Raw genomic sequence first — 15,429 nt, 5'->3', positions numbered from 1 at the left:
CCTCACTCGACCCGGCTGCGCGCCAGAGCCACGACCAGTTCCGCCTCGGCACGGGCAATGCCGCAGCGCTCGGCAATCATCGAGGCATCGTAACCGGCTGCCGCCATCTGCATCGCGTCGCCATAGATCGGGGCCACCGTCTGGGTCGCCCGCAGGTGGGCCAGTTCCTGTTGCATGTCCTCGCGCAGCGCGGCCAGTTCGCCGCGCATGACCTCGACTTCGTCACGCAACTGGGCGAGTTCCCGCTCCAGGCCTTCGGCCAGCAGTTCGCTGGCGAGATGGGAGGCGGTCTCGGCATAGGCCGGCAACGCCGGCTCTTCGGGTGCTGCCGAGATCGTCGCCACGGCAGGCGGAACGACCGCCGGCTCGGCCTGTATCGCCGTCTGGCGTGGCGGCGGCCGGCGGAAGCGGAGCAGCACGAAGCCGATGTACAGCGCAACCAGAATCAGCAGAACGAGGACGCCTTCGCGCACGCCGATCGTCAGACCGGCGATTTCCAGCGAAGGCAGCCCGCTTCCCTGCACGACCCCTTAGAACCCGACGGTGTATTGAACGCCGAGGACGTGCGCGCCGTTTTCGTACTTGCCGACGGCGCCGCCGTCGTTGATCTTGGCGTCGCGCATGTAGCGATAGGCGTAACCGACATCGACCAGGCTGGCGCGGCCGAGCTTCCACTGGCCGCCCAGCGACAGCCACAGGCGGTTGCTGTCAGGCATCTGGACCGGGCGATTGCTGGTGCCGACCGGGCTGCGCTCGTAGGCGACGCCGAACTTGAGCTTGGTCACCTCGGAGAGCTTGTAGGCCGTACCCCAGGCAATACGCCAGGAGTTGTCGAAGTCGGTGTCGTCTACGCCGCTCCAGTGGGTATAGGAGAGGTCGCCCATCGCTTCCCAATGGTCGGACACCTGCTGCCAGACGGACAGGGTGACGCTGGCCGGGGTATCGACATCGAGGCCGGCAACGTCGTGGTCGATCTTCGAGCGGTAGGCAACGCCGACGCGCATCGCCGGCGACAGCGTGAACAGGGCTCCGGCATTCCAGCCGAGCGCGCTGTCGTCACCCTTGAAGGCACCGCCGGTGGCGGTCATGTGCATGTCCAGCTGCTGGTAGTTCAGGCCCAGGCCGAGCGAAACCTTGTCGTTGACCCGGTAGGCAACGGCCGGGTTGAGATTGAGCGTGGTGATTTCCGACTTGATCCCGTCGTCCTTACCATCCCAGCCGGCGTTGTACTGGATGTCGTTGAGGAAGGGACGGGAGATGCCGAGACCGAAGCTGAGACCCGGCACCGCCTGCCAGCTGATGTAGGCGTTCGGCAGCACGTTGGTGCTGCCGGCATCGCCGCCCGACGAGACGCCGGCCGCATTCTGGAACTTGTAGCTTTCGGCGACACCGACGGCGCCCAGCGAGACATTGATGCCGGCCAGACGGGTGAGGCCGGCCGGATTGGCGAACATCGTCGCCGCGCTGTCGGCAATTGCCGCCGAACCTGCATAGGCAGTTCCCAGCCCGCTGGCATTCTGTTCGAGGGCCTGAAAACCCGCCGCCGGCGCCAGGCCGGCATAGGCCAGCAGCATCATGGCTGGCAGGAGACGCATCGTGTGCTTGTGCATTGCTTCGTTCCTCGAAGGCTTCCGATTAATTCAATCGCGCGATTTTATTCCATTTCCGTGTTTCATTCGGCAGAAAGTTCGCGCTTGGCGCCGGATTCATCGATCGCGACGTAGGTCAGCTCGGCCTGCGTGACGCGGACGACGATCGGCCGGTCGTGATGACGTTCGGCAAATACCTCGACGCGGACGGTGATCGAGGTGCGGCCGACGCGGACGATTTCCGAGTAGAGACTGACGATGTCACCGACCGAGATCGCCTGCCGGAACTGGAAGGAATTGACCGAGACCGTCGCCACCCGGCCGCGCGCCCGGCGCATCGCCGGAATGGCGCCGGCGACGTTGACCTGGGCCATGACCCAGCCGCCGAAGACGTCGCCGTTCTGGTTGAGGTCGGCCGGCATCGGCACGACGCGCAGCGTGGGTTGACGATCGGGAAGCTGGAGGGTTTCGGTTTGCATGGTTCGTTGGCCGGTTTCTGGATGGTCGGGATTTTCCCGGAAAGGCGGCGGATTTCATATACTCGCCTTCCTTTCTTCTCGCGCCCCCAGCCATGCGTCGCGCCTCCGCCCTGCCCAAACCGCCCGCCGGCCAGCCGCTGCCGGATCTGCACGTGTGGCAGACGCTGCGCCTGCTCTTTCCCTACCTCTGGCAATACCGCGTCCGCGTCGTCGGCGCCCTGTTCTGCCTGGTCGCCGCCAAGCTGGCCAATGTCGGCGTACCGCTGATCTTCAAGGAGATGATCGACGGCCTCTCCGGCGAAGTGCTGGCGTTGCCGGTGATGTTGCTCGCGCTCTACGGCAGTTTGCGGTTCAGCAACTCGCTGTTTACCGAACTGCGCGAAATCCTTTTCGCCCGGGTTACCCAGCGCGCGATCCGCAAGGTGGCGCTGGAGGTCTTCCTGCATCTGCACGCGCTATCGCTGCGCTTTCACCTGGAGCGGCAGACCGGCGGCATTTCCCGCGACATCGAGCGCGGTACCCGCTCGATTTCCAGCCTGATCTCGTATTCGCTCTATTCGATCCTGCCGACGCTGGTCGAGATCGCGCTCGTCCTGGGCATTCTCTTCGTCCGCTACGACGCTGGTTTCGTCGTCATCACCGTGCTTTCGCTGGTCGCCTACGTGTTGTTCACGATCAAGGTCAGCAACTGGCGGATCGCCATCCGGCGCGCCGTCAACGAGAGCGATTCGGCGGCCAATACGCGCGCCGTGGACAGCCTGCTGAATTACGAGACGGTCAAGTATTTCAATAACGAGCGCTGGGAAGCGGACCGCTACGACGAGCAGTTGCGCCAGCTGGAGAACGCCAGCACCCGCAGCCAGACCACGCTGGCCTGTCTCAATCTCGGTCAGCAGGCGATCATTGCCCTCGGCGTGACGGCGATGATGTGGCGCGCCGCGAGCGGCGTCGTCGCTGGCAGCATGACGATCGGCGATCTGGTGCTGGTCAATGCCTTCCTGATCCAGCTCTACCTGCCGCTCAATTTCCTCGGCATCGTCTATCGCGAACTGCGGCAAGCGCTCACCGACATCGAGCGGATGTTCGGCTTGCTCAACGAACACCGCGAAATTGCCGACGCGCCCGACGCCCAGACTCTGCCCGGCGGGCAGGCGGTGACGATCGAGTTCGCCGGCGTCAACTTCGCCTACGAGCCGAACCGGGAAATCCTCCGCGATGTCAGTTTCAACGTGCCCGCCGGCAGTACCGTCGCCGTCGTCGGCCATAGTGGCGCCGGCAAGTCGACGCTGGCCCGCCTGCTCTTCCGTTTCTACGATGTCACCGGCGGCAGCATCCGCATCAACGGTCACGACCTGCGCCAGCTCACCCAGCACAGCCTGCGCTCGGCGATCGGCATCGTGCCGCAGGACACGGTGCTGTTCAACGACTCCATTCTTTACAACATCCGCTACGGGCGCGCCACTGCCAGCGACGAGGAGGTGATCGCCGCCGCCCGCGCCGCCAGCCTGCACGATTTCGTCAGCGGCCTGCCCGAAGGTTACGCGACCCGGGTCGGCGAGCGCGGCCTGAAGCTCTCCGGTGGCGAGAAGCAGCGCGTCGCGATCGCCCGTGCCCTGCTCAAGAATCCGCCGATCCTGATCTTCGATGAAGCGACTTCCGCCCTCGACTCGGCGACCGAAAAGGCGATCCAGGCCCAGCTTGAGCTTGCCGCGCGCGGACGAACGACGCTGGTGATCGCCCATCGCCTATCGACGATCATGAACGCCGATCGCATCCTGGTCATGGATGCCGGCCGCATCGTCGAAAGCGGCACGCATGGCGAACTGGTTGCAAAAAATGGAAAATATGCCAACATGTGGCTGCTGCAGCAACGGGAGAGCGCCATTTGATGGGCATCACCCGCGACATGGTAGGATGTCGCCCTAGCCGGCATCTGCCAGTCATCAATGTTTCGATCAGACTATCGAACAACGGCTTTCCATCGGTGAGTACAGGCCTGCAAAAATGAGCAACGCATTCGACAAGATGAGCGTTCTGGCGGTCGACGACAATCGCACGAATCTGCATATTCTCCAGGTCTTCCTGAAGAAGCTCGGGCACGATGTCATCCTCGCCGAGAATGGCGAACAGGCGGTGCAGCGGTTCCAAAAGGATCGCCCGGACCTGATCCTGCTCGACATCATGATGCCGGTCATGGACGGCTTCGAGGCGGCCCGCCGCATCAAGGCGGCAAGCAAGGACAAGTGGGTGCCGATCATTTTCCTGTCGGCACTCAACCGCGATGAGAACCTGGTCGAGGGCCTGGAGGCCGGCGCCGACGACTACCTGACGAAACCGATTAATTTCGTCGTCCTTGAAGCAAAATTGCGCTCGATGCAGCGTTCGCTGGCCCTGCAACGGAATGCTGCGGTCTCGCTGGAACGCCTGCAGGCCATTTCCGATAACGTCCTCGACGCCATCATCACGGTCGACTGCAAGGGCGAAATCCTGAGTTTGAATCGCGCCACCGAGCGTATCTTTGGCCGGCGCATCCGCGACCTGCTGGGGCAACCGGTCAGCACGCTGTTGCCCGAATTGCCATCCACCAGCACCGCCATCGACCGCCATGGGCGCCCGGTCTGCGCGCTCAGCGCCTTCAAGGGGCGCGACCGCGAAGCGGTCGGGCGACGTGGAGACCTGAGCGACTTCCCTGTCGAAATCGGTATCTCCGAAGTATCGATCGACCAGGAAGGTCTCTACGTCTGCGTCATCCGCGACATTTCGGAACGCCAGAAGGCGGCCCGACAACTGCAGGAAAACGCGGCGTTGCTGCAGACCTACTACGACCACAGCCAGAGCGAACAGCAACTGGCGGTCCGCCTGATGGAAAAGCTGCTGCACCGCCCGGGCCTGAGCGACCCCAGGCTGCGTTACAAGGTCACCGCCACCGAGAATTTCAGTGGCGATATCGTTGCCGCCGCGCGCTCCGCCGAGGGACGCTTCTACGCACTGCTGGCCGACGCCACCGGACACGGCCTGCCGGCGGCGATCAGCGTGCTGCCGGTACTGGCGCTGTTCTACCGGATGACCCGCCTGAACGTGAATATCTCCGAACTGGTGTTCGAGCTCAATCAGCAGTTGAAGGAGTCGATGCCGATCGGCCGGTTCGTCGCGGCGACGCTGATCTGCCTCGACGAAAAGGGCATGACCGGCGAAATCTGGATCGGCGGCACGCCGGAAGCTTTCCTGCTCGATCCGGACGGCAATCCGGCACTGCGTTTCGCCTCGGAGAATCTGGCGCTGGGCATTCTGGAGAGCGAGGGGATCAATTGTTCGCCTCGCTGCTTTACCTGGAACCCGGGGAGTCAGTTACTGTTCTATTCCGATGGATTGCTTGAAGCGATCGATGGCGAAGGTCGGCAGTTTGGCAGCGAAGGCGTTCTTGCTGCCTTACAAGGCCAACCGCGCGAAAACCGCTTCGCTTGCCTGGAAACCGCGTTGGCTGCACATCTGGGAGAAAACGCGGCCGCCGACGACGTTTCGCTGATGTTCGTCGATTGCCCCTGAGCAAACGCCGCCACCATGAAAAAAGGCCGGAACACTCCGGCCTTTTTTTGATGCTTTGACAGTCTTACTCGCCAGACTCGTCTGCGACTTCAACCGCTTCCGTCGGTTCCGGGCGATCCAGCAGTTCGACAAACGCCATCGGCGCATTGTCGCCGACGCGGAAGCCGCACTTCAGGATGCGCAGGTAACCACCCGGACGGGTAGCGTAGCGCGGACCGATTTCGGCGAACAGTTTGACGACGATCTCACGATCACGCAGGCGGTCAAAGGCCAGACGCTTGTTGGCCAGCGTCGGGTTCTTGCCCAGGGTGATCATCGGTTCGACGACGCGACGCAGTTCCTTGGCCTTCGGCAACGTGGTCTTGATGGCCTCGTGGCGGAGCAGGGAAACGGTCATGTTGCGCAGCATCGCCAGGCGATGGCTGCTGGTACGGTTCAGTTTGCGAAGTCCATTGCGGTGACGCATGGTTAATCCTTTCTATGTTCTGCAGGCGTCCCTTGACTGCCCGGATCGGGAAAAGGCTTACGCCTTCTCCAGACCGGCGGGCGGCCAGTTTTCCAGTTTCATGCCGAGCGTGAGACCACGTGCGGCAAGAACTTCCTTGATTTCATTGAGCGACTTGCGACCCAGGTTCGGCGTCTTGAGCAACTCGTTTTCGGTGCGCTGGATGAGATCGCCGATGTAGTAGATGTTCTCGGCCTTGAGGCAGTTCGCGGAGCGAACCGTCAGTTCGAGATCATCGACCGGACGCAGCAGCACCGGGTCGACCTGGGCCGGCTTGGAAGCCTCGGCAACCGGAGCGGTGCCTTCCAGATCGGCGAACACCGAGAGTTGCTCGATCAGTACGCGGGCAGCGTAGCGGATCGCTTCTTCCGGCTCGACGACACCGTTGGTTTCGATATCGACGATCAGCTTGTCCAGATCGGTACGCTGCTCGACACGAGCATTTTCGACCGCGTAGGCAACGCGGCGCACCGGGCTGAACGAAGCGTCCAGGACCAGTTGGCCGATCGTCTTCGAATCGCCAAGATTGCGCACGTTGCCGGGCACGTAACCGCGACCGCGTTCCACCTTGATTTCCATCGCCAGCTTGCCGGCAGCGGAGAGATGGGCGATCACATGTTCCGGATTGATGATCTCGACGTCGTGCGGCAACTCGATGTCACCAGCGCGAATCACGCCCTCGCCTTCCTTGGCCAGCTTGAGGGTGACAACTTCACGGTTGTGCAACTTGAAAACGACGCCCTTCAGATTCAGGAGGATGTCGACGACATCTTCCTGAACACCGTCGATGGTCGAATACTCGTGCAACACGCCGTCGATCGACACTTCCGTCGGCGCGTAGCCCGGCATCGACGACAACAGGATGCGGCGCAGGGCGTTGCCGAGGGTGTGACCGAAACCGCGTTCGAACGGTTCCATGACCACCTTGGCTTCGACCGGCGAGACACTCTGCACGTCGATGATGCGGGGCTTGAGAAGTCCACTGCTTTGCATGGGCTAGATTCCTCTGCTTGCGGGTTACTTCGAATAAAGTTCGATGACCAGACCTTCGTTCAGCGTCGCCGGAAGCTCCGAGCGCTGCGGCATGGCCTTGAACGTGCCTTTGCCTTCCTTGACATCGACGGAAATCCACTCCGGGAAACCGCGGGATTCGGCAGCTTCGAGCGCAGCCTTGCAACGCAGCGAGGCGCGGGCACGGGCGGTCAGTTGCACGACATCACCCGGCTTGACCAGGTAGGACGGAATGTTGACGCGCTTGCCGTTAACCAGGACGCCGTTGTGGCGAACGACCTGACGGGATTCGGTGCGCGAGGCGCCGAAACCCATGCGGTAGGCGACGGAATCCAGGCGGGCTTCCAGCAACTGCAGCAGGTTTTCACCGGTCTGGCCCTTGCGGCGCTCGGCTTCGGCGAAGGTCTTGCGGAACTGGCCTTCAAGCACGCCGTAGACGCGACGGATCTTCTGCTTGGCACGCAGGTGGACGCCGTAGTCGGACAGACGGGCACCGGACTTCTGGCCGTGTTGGCCAGGTGCGTACGAGCGACGCTCGATGGCACACTTGTCGGTGAAGCACTTTTCGCCCTTCAGGAACAGCTTTTCGCCTTCGCGGCGGCACTGACGGCATTTCGGATCGAGATTACGAGCCACTTGTCTTTCTCCTTAGATGCGGCGCTTCTTGGGCGGACGGCAGCCGTTATGCGGCACCGGCGTCACGTCGGAAATCGCGGTGATCTTCATGCCCAGCGCGTTCAGCGCGCGGACGGAAGATTCGCGGCCGGGGCCGGGGCCCTTGATGCGCACTTCAAGATTCTTCACGCCGCATTCCTGAGCCGCCTTGCCAGCAGCCTCGGCAGCGACCTGGGCCGCGAACGGGGTGGACTTGCGCGAACCGCGGAAGCCGGCACCGCCGGAAGTCGCCCACGACAGGGCATTGCCCTGGCGGTCGGTGATGGTAATGATGGTGTTGTTGAACGAAGCGTGAATGTGGGCGATGCCCTCGGCGACGTTCTTCTTGACCTTCTTGCGAACTTTGGTAACAGTCTTGGCCATGTTAGGTCCCTATCACTTCTTGCCAGCAATGGCCTTGCGCGGCCCCTTGCGGGTACGAGCATTGGTCTTCGTGCGTTGACCGCGGCAGGGCAGGCCCTTGCGGTGACGCAACCCACGGTAGCAACCAAGATCCATCAGGCGCTTGATGCTCATCGTAACTTCGCGACGCAGGTCACCTTCAACGGTGAACTTGCCCACTTCGTCACGCAAACGGTCCATATCCGAATCGGACAGGTCCTTCATTTTGGTCGTACGAGCCACGCCGGCCGCATCGCAAATCTTTTGCGCACGGGTGCGGCCAATGCCGAAAATCGCCGTCAGGGCGATCTCGGCATGCTGGTGGTTCGGAATGTTTACCCCTGCAATACGGGCCATTGACTCACTCCAATATTTCTAAAATTAACGAATGCCGAATTCGTCAGGAATTAACCCTGGCGCTGCTTGTGACGGGGATCCTTGCAAATGATGCGCACGACACCCTTGCGACGGATCACCTTGCAATTGCGACAAACGCGCTTCACTGAAGGTTGCACTTTCATGTTTCACTCCTCGTCTGCGAGGGCTCGGAAGCAGCCGTGATTCCTTGCCCTGCGGTTTATTGCGTAGAGAACTGGTTACTTTGCCCGGAAAACGATCCGGGCCTTGCTTAAATCATATGGGGTCAGTTGTACGGTGACCTTGTCGCCGGGGAGGATGCGGATATAGTGCATACGCATCTTCCCGGAAATGAAGCCAAGTACAACATGCCCATTTTCCAACTTGACCTTGAATGTTGCGTTGGGGAGGTTCTCGATGACCTCGCCCTGCATCTCGATGTAGTCTTCTTTAGCCATCGCTTTACTTGATCAACGGAGAACCCTTGAAATTTGCCTTCTTCAGAAGGCTTTCATATTGGTGCGACATCACGTAAGCCTGGACCTGCGACATGAAGTCCATGGTGACGACGACGATGATCAACAGCGAGGTGCCACCGAAATAGAACGGTACGTTCCATTTCAGGATGAGGAACTCCGGCAGCAGGCAGACCAGCGTGATGTAGGCCGCACCGATCAAGGTAAGCCGCATCAGGATCTTGTCGATGTAACGGGCAGTTTGCTCACCGGGACGGATACCCGGGACAAAGGCACCGCTCTTCTTCAGATTGTCAGCCGTTTCCTTCGAGTTGAAGACCAAGGCGGTATAGAAGAAGCAGAAGAAGATGATGGCAGCAGCGTAGAGCATCACGTAGATCGGCTGCCCGGGCGACAGCACGGAGGCCATGTCCTTGAGCCAGTACATCGATTCGCTGGAGCCGAACCAGCCAGCCAGGGTGGCCGGGAACAGGATGATCGACGAGGCGAAGATCGGCGGAATGACGCCGGACATGTTCAGCTTGAGCGGCAGATGCGAGCTCTGACCGCCGTAAATCTTGTTGCCGACCTGGCGCTTGGCGTAGTTCACCAAAATCTTCCGCTGGCCGCGCTCGACGAAAACCACGAAGGCGGTGACGACGACGACCAGCAGGCAGATGACGATCGCGGTCAGCGGATGCATGCCGCCGGTACGCACCAGTTCGAGCAGGCCGCCGATCGCGTTGGGCAAGCCCGCGGCAATGCCGGCGAAGATGATGATGGAAATACCATTACCCAGGCCACGTTCGGTGATCTGCTCACCGAGCCACATCAGGAACATCGTGCCGGTCAGCAGGGTGGACACCGTGGTCAACCGGAACATGAAGCCCGGATCGTTGACCAGGCCTTGCTGCGCCTCAAGGGCGACGGCGATGCCGATGCCCTGGAAAAGGGCAAGGAAAACGGTCCCATAACGGGTGTACTGAGTGATCTTGCGCCGGCCAGCCTCGCCTTCCTTCTTCAGGGCTTCGAGTTGCGGGCTGGCGACGCTCATCAGTTGCATGATGATCGATGCCGAGATGTACGGCATGATCCCCAGTGCGAAAATGGTGAATCGCGACAGGGCGCCACCCGAGAACATGTTGAACATGCCCAGGATGCCGCCCTTTTGCGAATTGAAGAGATCGGCCAGAACGTTGGGGTCGATACCGGGAACCGGAATATGCGCGCCAATGCGATAAACCACCAAGGCGCCCAGCAGGAACCACAGCCGGCGCTTGAGATCGCCAAACTTGCCACCCTTGCCAACGGTATTCGGATTTGCAGCCAACGTTCAGCCCTCTCTCTTACTCGGCGATGGAGCCGCCGGCTGCTTCGATCGCAGCCTTGGCACCCTTGGTGGCGCCAACACCCTTGAGCACGACCTTGCGGGTAATCGCGCCGGAGAGGATGACTTTTGCGGAAAGCGCATCACCAGGAACGACACCGGCGACCTGCAGGACGAGCAGATCGATTTCCTCGACCGGCAGGGCGTCCAGTTCGCTCAGGCGAACTTCGTAATTGCGAGCACGCGTCAGCGAGTTGAAGCCACGCTTCGGCAGGCGACGCTGCAGCGGCATTTGACCGCCCTCGAAACCGACCTTGTGGAAACCGCCGGAGCGGGACTTCTGACCCTTGTGACCACGACCACAGGTCTTGCCCAGACCGGAACCGATGCCACGACCGACGCGCTTGGCGTCTTTCTTGGAACCTTCCGCCGGCTTGATGGTGTTCAAACGCATGGCTTAACCCTCAACCTTGACGAGATACTGAACCTTCTGGATCATGCCGCGCACTTGCGGCGTATCCAGCAGCTCGGCAGAGCTGTTCAGCTTGCGCAGGCCCAGACCGCGCACGGTGGCGCGATGGTCCTGCTTGGTGCCGATGATGCTCTTGACGAGCGTCACTTTGATCTTCTTGTCGGACATGACTTACCCCAGGATCTGTTCAACCGACTTGCCGCGCTTGGCAGCAATTTCGGCCGGCGTATTCACCTTCATCAGACCGTCGATGGTGGCACGCACGATGTTGTAGGGATTGGTGGAACCATGAGCCTTGGCCACCACGTTGGTCACACCGACCACTTCGAAGACGGCGCGCATGGCACCGCCGGCGATGATGCCGGTACCTTCCGGTGCCGGCTGGATCATCACGGTGGTGGCGCCATGGCGGCCCATCACGGTGTGATGCACGGTACCGTTCTTCAGGCTGACCTTGGCCATCTTGCGACGCGCCTCATCCATTGCCTTCTGGGCGGCAACCGGCACTTCGCGGGACTTGCCCTTGCCCATGCCGATGCTGCCGTCGCCGTCACCGACCACGGTCAACGCTGCGAAACCGAGGATGCGACCACCCTTCACCACCTTGGTGACGCGGTTGACCGCAACCATCTTCTCGCGCATGCCGTCGTCGCGCTCTTCAGCCTGCTGCGGCTTCTTGTTTCTTTCGGGTTTAGCCATTTTCTAACCTATTCCTTTCGCGCCGATCAGAACTTCAGACCGGCTTCACGCGCGGCTTCGGCCAGCGCCTGGACACGGCCGTGGTAACGCAGGCCGGAACGATCAAAGGCAACCTGTTCGATACCGGCGGCCTTGGCGCGCTCGGCGATCAGCTTGCCGATCATCGCGGCAGCAGCCTTGTTGCCACCGTTGGCAACGTCACCGCGCACGCTCTTGTCGAGCGACGAAGCAGAAGCCAGCACTTTCCCGCCGCAAGGCGAGATGATCTGGGCGTAAATGTGGCAGTTGGTGCGATTGACGCACAGACGAACAGCCTTCAGCTCGGCGATCTTGGCCCGGGTTTTGCGGGCACGACGCAGACGCGCTTCCTTCTTGTTAATCATATGCCACCCTTACTTCTTCTTGGTTTCCTTGATAACCACCACCTCGTCGGAGTACCGAACGCCCTTGCCCTTATAGGGTTCCGGCTTGCGGTACGCACGAATTTCGGCGGCGACCTGGCCGACTTGCTGCTTGTCGGCTCCCTTGATCAGAATTTCAGTCTGAGTCGGGCACTCAACCTTGATGCCGGCGGGCATCTTGTGAGCAACCGGATGCGAGAAACCGAGGGAGAGATTGAGCAAATCGCCCTGGGCCTGGGCGCGATAACCAACGCCGACCAGTTGCAGCTTGCGCTCAAAACCCTTGGAAACACCGACAACCATGTTGTTCAGGTTGGCGCGCATCGTGCCCCACATGGCGGCGCCGTTCTCGACACCGTCAACCTTGGTCACGACAAGGCTCTGGCCTTCCTGGCTAACCTTGACTGCCGGATTGGCGGCAGCCTTCAGGGTACCCAGCGGCCCTTTGACTAGGATCTGCTCACCGATAGCCACTTCGACACCGGCCGGCAGAACAATGGGATTCTTACCTACACGAGACATTTGTATCGCTCCTTATGCCACGATGCAGAGAACTTCGCCACCGACGCGGGAGGCGCGTGCCTTGCGATCAGTCATCACACCCTTGGGCGTGGAGACAATGGCAACACCCAGACCGTTCATGACGCGCGGGATGTCTTCGGCGCCCTTGTAGATCCGCAGACCAGGCTTGGAAACACGCTCGATGCGCTCGATGACCGGACGACCGGCGTAGTACTTGAGACCGATTTCCAGCGTCGCCTTGCCATCGTCGGACTGGCGCACTGCGAAATCTTCAACGTAACCTTCATCCTTGAGCACAGCGGCGATAGCCACCTTGAGCTTGGAAGAAGGCATGGACACAGACGCCTTTTCGGCGAGCTGGGCGTTGCGGATGCGGGTCAGCATATCCGCGATAGGATCGCTCATAGCCATTTCTGTATCTCCTATTACCAGCTAGCCTTGATCACACCCGGGATTTCGCCATTGAAAGCGAGCTCACGGATCTTGTGACGACAAAGGCCGAATTTACGAAACACGCCACGCGGACGACCGGTCATCTGGCAGCGATTGCGCAGACGCGAAGGACTCGAGTTGCGGGGCATCGCCTGCAGCTTCAGACGCGCTTCGTAGCGCTCCTCGTCCGAAAGGGCGGCGTTGTTGATGATCGCGTCAAGGGCTGCGCGCTTCTTGGCGAACTGTGCCACCAGCTTGCGACGCTTCTCTTCACGATTGATCAGAGAAAGTTTTGCCATGATTGCCTCAATTCTTGAACGGGAACTTGAACGCGGCGAGCAGGGCTTTCGCTTCTGCATCGGTCTTCGCGGTCGTCGTAATGCTGATGTTCATGCCACGCAGCGCATCAATCTTGTCGTACTCGATTTCCGGAAAGATGATTTGCTCTTTGACACCCATGTTGTAGTTACCCTGACCGTCGAAGCCCTTGCCCGCCACCCCACGGAAGTCGCGAACACGCGGCAGGGCGATGGTGACCAGACGATCCAGGAATTCAAACATACGGGGACCACGCAGGGTCAGCATGCAACCGATCGGATAACCGTCACGAATCTTGAAGCCGGCAATCGACTTGCGAGCCTTCGTGGTGACCGGCTTCTGACCGGCGATCTTCTGCATGTCGCCAACGGCGTTCTCAAGAACCTTCTTGTCGGCAACCGCCTCACCAACACCCATGTTCAGGGTGACCTTGGTGATGCGCGGCACTTCCATGACGGACTTGTAACCGAACTGCTTGGTCAATTCGGCAACCACGGTGTCCTTGTAATATTGCTGCAAACGCGCCATGACTACCCCTTAAGCATTCACCAGTTCGCCGTTCGACTTGAACACGCGAACCTTGCGACCATCTTCCAGCACCCGAATACCGACACGGTCGGCCTTCTTGGTTGCCGGATTGAACAGCGCAACGTTGGAGATATGGATCGGCATGTCCTTGTCGACAATACCGCCCTGAACACCCTTGATCGGATTCGGCTTGACGTGCTTCTTGGCACGATTGACACCCTCGACGACCAAATGCTCAGCATCAAGACGACGCGCCACGGTACCGCGCTTGCCCTTGTCCTTGCCCGTCACGACGATAACTTCGTCGCCTTTGCGAATTTTTTCCATCTCCAGCCTCCTTACAGCACTTCCGGCGCCAGCGACACGATCTTCATGAAACGCTCGGTACGCAGTTCGCGGGTCACCGGGCCAAAGATGCGCGTGCCGATCGGCTCGAGCTTGTTGTTGAGAAGAACCGCGGCATTGCCATCGAAGCGCACCAGGGAACCGTCCGGACGACGAACACCCTTGGCGGTACGAACCACCACGGCGTTGTAAACATCACCCTTCTTGACCCGACCACGCGGGGCAGCATCCTTGATGCTGACCTTGATGATGTCGCCAATACCGGCGTAGCGGCGCTTGGACCCGCCCAGCACCTTGATACACATTACCGAACGCGCGCCAGTGTTATCGGCGACGTCCAGTGTCGTCTGCATCTGAATCATTTAATTTAACTCCAACTTAATCCGCTGCGCGGTCAGTCTTGGAACCCGTAAGGGTCTGACAGATTCACAACCCGGATTAACCAGGTCGCAAAAAAGAAGCCGGATTTTACCGGCTTCTTTTATTTCACGCAAGCGGTTTTGAAAAAAAGCATCAAATAACGACTGCCTTTTCCAGAACGCTGGTCACCGCCCAAGACTTGGTCTTCGACAGCGGACGGGTTTCGACGATCTCAACGAGGTCGCCGGCCCGGGCCAGGTTGTCCTGGTTATGCGCCGCATACTTCTTCGAACGGATCATGACCTTACCGTAAACGGGGTGCTTGACCTTGCGCTCAACCAGCACGGTCACCGTCTTTTCCATCTTGTCGCTGACCACACGACCAATCAGGGTACGCTTGACGCTGTTGTTTTCGCTCATTGCTGCACCGCCTTTTCACGAATAAGGGTACGCACACGAGCGATGTCGCGACGCACCTTTGCCATTTGGCTGGTATTGGAGAGCTGCTGCGTCGCCAGTTGCATGCGCAGGCCGAATTGGGCCTTCAGCAGTTCAAGCAATTCCGCCTTGAGCTCGTCCACGCTCTTGGTTCTCAGTTCACTAGCTTTCATGATTACCCCAGATGACGCGTCACGAAGGTGGTGGAAATCGGCAGCTTGGCGGCGGCGAGAGCAAAAGCTTCGCGCGCCAGCGCTTCATTGACACCGTCCATCTCGTACAGCACCTTGCCCGGCTGGATTTCGGCAACCCAGTATTCCGGATTACCCTTGCCGTTACCCATACGGACTTCGGCCGGCTTCTTCGAAATCGGCTTGTCCGGGAAGATACGGATCCAGATGCGACCACCGCGCTTGATGTGGCGGGTCATCGCACGACGGGCGGCTTCGATCTGGCGCGCAGTCAGGCGACCGCGACCGGTAGCCTTCAGACCCCATTCGCCGAACGAAACTTCGGTGCCGCGGGTGGCGAGGCCTTCGTTACGCCCCTTGTGTTCCTTGCGGAACTTGCGACGATTCGGTTGCAACAT

The 15,429-nt window shown here is 60.4% G+C and carries 26 protein-coding genes; 2 read left to right on the top strand and 24 right to left on the bottom strand.

What is annotated here, in order from left to right; all coding sequences use genetic code 11:
* Nucleotides 1-2: 2 nt before the first annotated feature.
* The 3 genes from AC0KWY_RS16250 to AC0KWY_RS16240 form a co-directional block, all read right to left on the bottom strand.
* Nucleotides 3-524: a DUF2802 domain-containing protein gene (locus AC0KWY_RS16250; protein WP_474026512.1), complete on the bottom strand. Its 522-nt coding sequence runs from the start codon at nt 522-524 to the stop codon at nt 3-5.
* 6 nt (nt 525-530) lie between these two features.
* The gene (locus AC0KWY_RS16245) at nt 531-1,610 is read right to left on the bottom strand and encodes an OmpP1/FadL family transporter (RefSeq protein ID WP_474026511.1); all 1,080 of its coding nucleotides are present in this window, start codon (nt 1,608-1,610) and stop codon (nt 531-533) included.
* A gap of 62 nt (nt 1,611-1,672) precedes the next feature.
* A complete protein-coding gene (locus AC0KWY_RS16240) occupies nt 1,673-2,068 on the bottom strand; it encodes an acyl-CoA thioesterase (protein WP_474026510.1) in 396 nt (131 codons plus the stop codon).
* Between the two features lie 92 nt (nt 2,069-2,160).
* On the opposite strand from AC0KWY_RS16240, the gene AC0KWY_RS16235 reads away from it, so the two are divergent.
* Nucleotides 2,161-3,957, top strand: coding sequence for an ABCB family ABC transporter ATP-binding protein/permease (locus AC0KWY_RS16235; RefSeq protein ID WP_474026509.1), 1,797 nt, complete (start codon nt 2,161-2,163; stop codon nt 3,955-3,957).
* A gap of 115 nt (nt 3,958-4,072) precedes the next feature.
* Nucleotides 4,073-5,614 (top strand): SpoIIE family protein phosphatase, encoded by a 1,542-nt coding sequence (locus AC0KWY_RS16230; protein WP_474026508.1) that lies wholly within the window; start codon nt 4,073-4,075, stop codon nt 5,612-5,614.
* Nucleotides 5,615-5,678: 64 nt separating this feature from the next.
* On the opposite strand, the gene rplQ is transcribed toward AC0KWY_RS16230, so the two are convergent.
* The 21 genes from rplQ to rplP all read right to left on the bottom strand — a co-directional run bounded on the left by rplQ (nt 5,679) and on the right by rplP (nt 15,429).
* Nucleotides 5,679-6,080, bottom strand: a complete 402-nt coding sequence (gene rplQ, locus AC0KWY_RS16225) for a 50S ribosomal protein L17 (protein ID WP_474026507.1) — start codon at nt 6,078-6,080, stop codon at nt 5,679-5,681.
* A 57-nt stretch (nt 6,081-6,137) separates the two neighbouring features.
* Nucleotides 6,138-7,112 (bottom strand): DNA-directed RNA polymerase subunit alpha, encoded by a 975-nt coding sequence (locus AC0KWY_RS16220; protein WP_416693816.1) that lies wholly within the window; start codon nt 7,110-7,112, stop codon nt 6,138-6,140.
* Nucleotides 7,113-7,136: 24 nt separating this feature from the next.
* Nucleotides 7,137-7,766, bottom strand: a complete 630-nt coding sequence (gene rpsD, locus AC0KWY_RS16215; RefSeq protein WP_474026506.1) for a 30S ribosomal protein S4 — start codon at nt 7,764-7,766, stop codon at nt 7,137-7,139.
* Nucleotides 7,767-7,778: 12 nt separating this feature from the next.
* On the bottom strand, nt 7,779-8,168 hold the full coding sequence (rpsK, locus tag AC0KWY_RS16210; protein ID WP_374326186.1) for a 30S ribosomal protein S11: 390 nt from the start codon (nt 8,166-8,168) through the stop codon (nt 7,779-7,781).
* A gap of 12 nt (nt 8,169-8,180) precedes the next feature.
* The gene (gene rpsM / locus AC0KWY_RS16205) at nt 8,181-8,543 is read right to left on the bottom strand and encodes a 30S ribosomal protein S13 (RefSeq protein WP_474026505.1); all 363 of its coding nucleotides are present in this window, start codon (nt 8,541-8,543) and stop codon (nt 8,181-8,183) included.
* Between the two features lie 50 nt (nt 8,544-8,593).
* Nucleotides 8,594-8,707 (bottom strand): 50S ribosomal protein L36, encoded by a 114-nt coding sequence (gene rpmJ, locus AC0KWY_RS16200; RefSeq protein ID WP_121458103.1) that lies wholly within the window; start codon nt 8,705-8,707, stop codon nt 8,594-8,596.
* A 75-nt stretch (nt 8,708-8,782) separates the two neighbouring features.
* Nucleotides 8,783-9,001, bottom strand: a complete 219-nt coding sequence (gene infA / locus AC0KWY_RS16195) for a translation initiation factor IF-1 (protein WP_028994205.1) — start codon at nt 8,999-9,001, stop codon at nt 8,783-8,785.
* A 4-nt stretch (nt 9,002-9,005) separates the two neighbouring features.
* Nucleotides 9,006-10,328, bottom strand: a complete 1,323-nt coding sequence (gene secY, locus AC0KWY_RS16190; protein WP_474026504.1) for a preprotein translocase subunit SecY — start codon at nt 10,326-10,328, stop codon at nt 9,006-9,008.
* Nucleotides 10,329-10,344: 16 nt separating this feature from the next.
* Nucleotides 10,345-10,779, bottom strand: a complete 435-nt coding sequence (gene rplO, locus AC0KWY_RS16185; protein WP_474026503.1) for a 50S ribosomal protein L15 — start codon at nt 10,777-10,779, stop codon at nt 10,345-10,347.
* A 3-nt stretch (nt 10,780-10,782) separates the two neighbouring features.
* Nucleotides 10,783-10,965: a 50S ribosomal protein L30 gene (rpmD, locus tag AC0KWY_RS16180; protein ID WP_121458100.1), complete on the bottom strand. Its 183-nt coding sequence runs from the start codon at nt 10,963-10,965 to the stop codon at nt 10,783-10,785.
* A 3-nt stretch (nt 10,966-10,968) separates the two neighbouring features.
* Nucleotides 10,969-11,496, bottom strand: coding sequence for a 30S ribosomal protein S5 (gene rpsE / locus AC0KWY_RS16175; protein ID WP_374326182.1), 528 nt, complete (start codon nt 11,494-11,496; stop codon nt 10,969-10,971).
* A gap of 26 nt (nt 11,497-11,522) precedes the next feature.
* Entirely contained in the window at nt 11,523-11,876 is a 354-nt protein-coding gene (rplR, locus tag AC0KWY_RS16170) for a 50S ribosomal protein L18 (RefSeq protein ID WP_474029745.1), read from the bottom strand.
* Nucleotides 11,877-11,888: 12 nt separating this feature from the next.
* Nucleotides 11,889-12,419 (bottom strand): 50S ribosomal protein L6, encoded by a 531-nt coding sequence (rplF, locus tag AC0KWY_RS16165; protein WP_474026501.1) that lies wholly within the window; start codon nt 12,417-12,419, stop codon nt 11,889-11,891.
* 12 nt (nt 12,420-12,431) lie between these two features.
* Nucleotides 12,432-12,830 carry a 30S ribosomal protein S8 gene (rpsH, locus tag AC0KWY_RS16160; RefSeq protein WP_474026500.1) on the bottom strand — a complete coding sequence of 133 codons (399 nt, stop codon included), beginning with the start codon at nt 12,828-12,830 and terminating at the stop codon, nt 12,432-12,434.
* 14 nt (nt 12,831-12,844) lie between these two features.
* On the bottom strand, nt 12,845-13,150 hold the full coding sequence (gene rpsN, locus AC0KWY_RS16155) for a 30S ribosomal protein S14 (RefSeq protein WP_474026499.1): 306 nt from the start codon (nt 13,148-13,150) through the stop codon (nt 12,845-12,847).
* Between the two features lie 7 nt (nt 13,151-13,157).
* Nucleotides 13,158-13,697: a 50S ribosomal protein L5 gene (gene rplE / locus AC0KWY_RS16150; RefSeq protein WP_474026498.1), complete on the bottom strand. Its 540-nt coding sequence runs from the start codon at nt 13,695-13,697 to the stop codon at nt 13,158-13,160.
* Between the two features lie 9 nt (nt 13,698-13,706).
* Nucleotides 13,707-14,024 (bottom strand): 50S ribosomal protein L24, encoded by a 318-nt coding sequence (gene rplX, locus AC0KWY_RS16145; RefSeq protein ID WP_474026497.1) that lies wholly within the window; start codon nt 14,022-14,024, stop codon nt 13,707-13,709.
* 11 nt (nt 14,025-14,035) lie between these two features.
* A complete protein-coding gene (rplN, locus tag AC0KWY_RS16140; RefSeq protein ID WP_028994194.1) occupies nt 14,036-14,404 on the bottom strand; it encodes a 50S ribosomal protein L14 in 369 nt (122 codons plus the stop codon).
* Nucleotides 14,405-14,555: 151 nt separating this feature from the next.
* Nucleotides 14,556-14,822: a 30S ribosomal protein S17 gene (gene rpsQ, locus AC0KWY_RS16135; protein ID WP_374326176.1), complete on the bottom strand. Its 267-nt coding sequence runs from the start codon at nt 14,820-14,822 to the stop codon at nt 14,556-14,558.
* On the bottom strand, nt 14,819-15,013 hold the full coding sequence (gene rpmC, locus AC0KWY_RS16130; protein WP_374326175.1) for a 50S ribosomal protein L29: 195 nt from the start codon (nt 15,011-15,013) through the stop codon (nt 14,819-14,821). Before rpmC ends, rpsQ begins: the two co-directional genes overlap by 4 nt.
* Before the next feature lie 2 nt (nt 15,014-15,015).
* Nucleotides 15,016-15,429: a 50S ribosomal protein L16 gene (rplP, locus tag AC0KWY_RS16125; protein WP_374326174.1), complete on the bottom strand. Its 414-nt coding sequence runs from the start codon at nt 15,427-15,429 to the stop codon at nt 15,016-15,018.

This window comes from Azonexus sp. MM2026_4 (assembly GCF_055901855.1).
This window is presented reverse-complemented; position numbering and strand designations above follow the sequence as displayed.

Excerpts from the sequence above, each read along its gene's own strand:
- AC0KWY_RS16245 (WP_474026511.1), bottom strand. The coding sequence starts at position 1,610 with ATGCACAAGCACACGATGCGTCTCCTGCCAGCCATGATGCTGCTGGCC.
- AC0KWY_RS16240 (WP_474026510.1), bottom strand. The coding sequence starts at position 2,068 with ATGCAAACCGAAACCCTCCAGCTTCCCGATCGTCAACCCACGCTGCGC.
- AC0KWY_RS16235 (WP_474026509.1), top strand. The coding sequence starts at position 2,161 with ATGCGTCGCGCCTCCGCCCTGCCCAAACCGCCCGCCGGCCAGCCGCTG.
- AC0KWY_RS16230 (WP_474026508.1), top strand. The coding sequence starts at position 4,073 with ATGAGCAACGCATTCGACAAGATGAGCGTTCTGGCGGTCGACGACAAT.
- rplQ (WP_474026507.1), bottom strand. The coding sequence starts at position 6,080 with ATGCGTCACCGCAATGGACTTCGCAAACTGAACCGTACCAGCAGCCAT.
- AC0KWY_RS16220 (WP_416693816.1), bottom strand. The coding sequence starts at position 7,112 with ATGCAAAGCAGTGGACTTCTCAAGCCCCGCATCATCGACGTGCAGAGT.
- rpsK (WP_374326186.1), bottom strand. The coding sequence starts at position 8,168 with ATGGCCAAGACTGTTACCAAAGTTCGCAAGAAGGTCAAGAAGAACGTC.
- rpsM (WP_474026505.1), bottom strand. The coding sequence starts at position 8,543 with ATGGCCCGTATTGCAGGGGTAAACATTCCGAACCACCAGCATGCCGAG.
- rpmJ (WP_121458103.1), bottom strand. The coding sequence starts at position 8,707 with ATGAAAGTGCAACCTTCAGTGAAGCGCGTTTGTCGCAATTGCAAGGTG.
- infA (WP_028994205.1), bottom strand. The coding sequence starts at position 9,001 with ATGGCTAAAGAAGACTACATCGAGATGCAGGGCGAGGTCATCGAGAAC.
- rplO (WP_474026503.1), bottom strand. The coding sequence starts at position 10,779 with ATGCGTTTGAACACCATCAAGCCGGCGGAAGGTTCCAAGAAAGACGCC.
- rpmD (WP_121458100.1), bottom strand. The coding sequence starts at position 10,965 with ATGTCCGACAAGAAGATCAAAGTGACGCTCGTCAAGAGCATCATCGGC.
- rpsE (WP_374326182.1), bottom strand. The coding sequence starts at position 11,496 with ATGGCTAAACCCGAAAGAAACAAGAAGCCGCAGCAGGCTGAAGAGCGC.
- rplF (WP_474026501.1), bottom strand. The coding sequence starts at position 12,419 with ATGTCTCGTGTAGGTAAGAATCCCATTGTTCTGCCGGCCGGTGTCGAA.
- rpsH (WP_474026500.1), bottom strand. The coding sequence starts at position 12,830 with ATGGCTATGAGCGATCCTATCGCGGATATGCTGACCCGCATCCGCAAC.
- rpsN (WP_474026499.1), bottom strand. The coding sequence starts at position 13,150 with ATGGCAAAACTTTCTCTGATCAATCGTGAAGAGAAGCGTCGCAAGCTG.
- rplE (WP_474026498.1), bottom strand. The coding sequence starts at position 13,697 with ATGGCGCGTTTGCAGCAATATTACAAGGACACCGTGGTTGCCGAATTG.
- rplX (WP_474026497.1), bottom strand. The coding sequence starts at position 14,024 with ATGGAAAAAATTCGCAAAGGCGACGAAGTTATCGTCGTGACGGGCAAG.
- rplN (WP_028994194.1), bottom strand. The coding sequence starts at position 14,404 with ATGATTCAGATGCAGACGACACTGGACGTCGCCGATAACACTGGCGCG.
- rpsQ (WP_374326176.1), bottom strand. The coding sequence starts at position 14,822 with ATGAGCGAAAACAACAGCGTCAAGCGTACCCTGATTGGTCGTGTGGTC.
- rpmC (WP_374326175.1), bottom strand. The coding sequence starts at position 15,013 with ATGAAAGCTAGTGAACTGAGAACCAAGAGCGTGGACGAGCTCAAGGCG.
- rplP (WP_374326174.1), bottom strand. The coding sequence starts at position 15,429 with ATGTTGCAACCGAATCGTCGCAAGTTCCGCAAGGAACACAAGGGGCGT.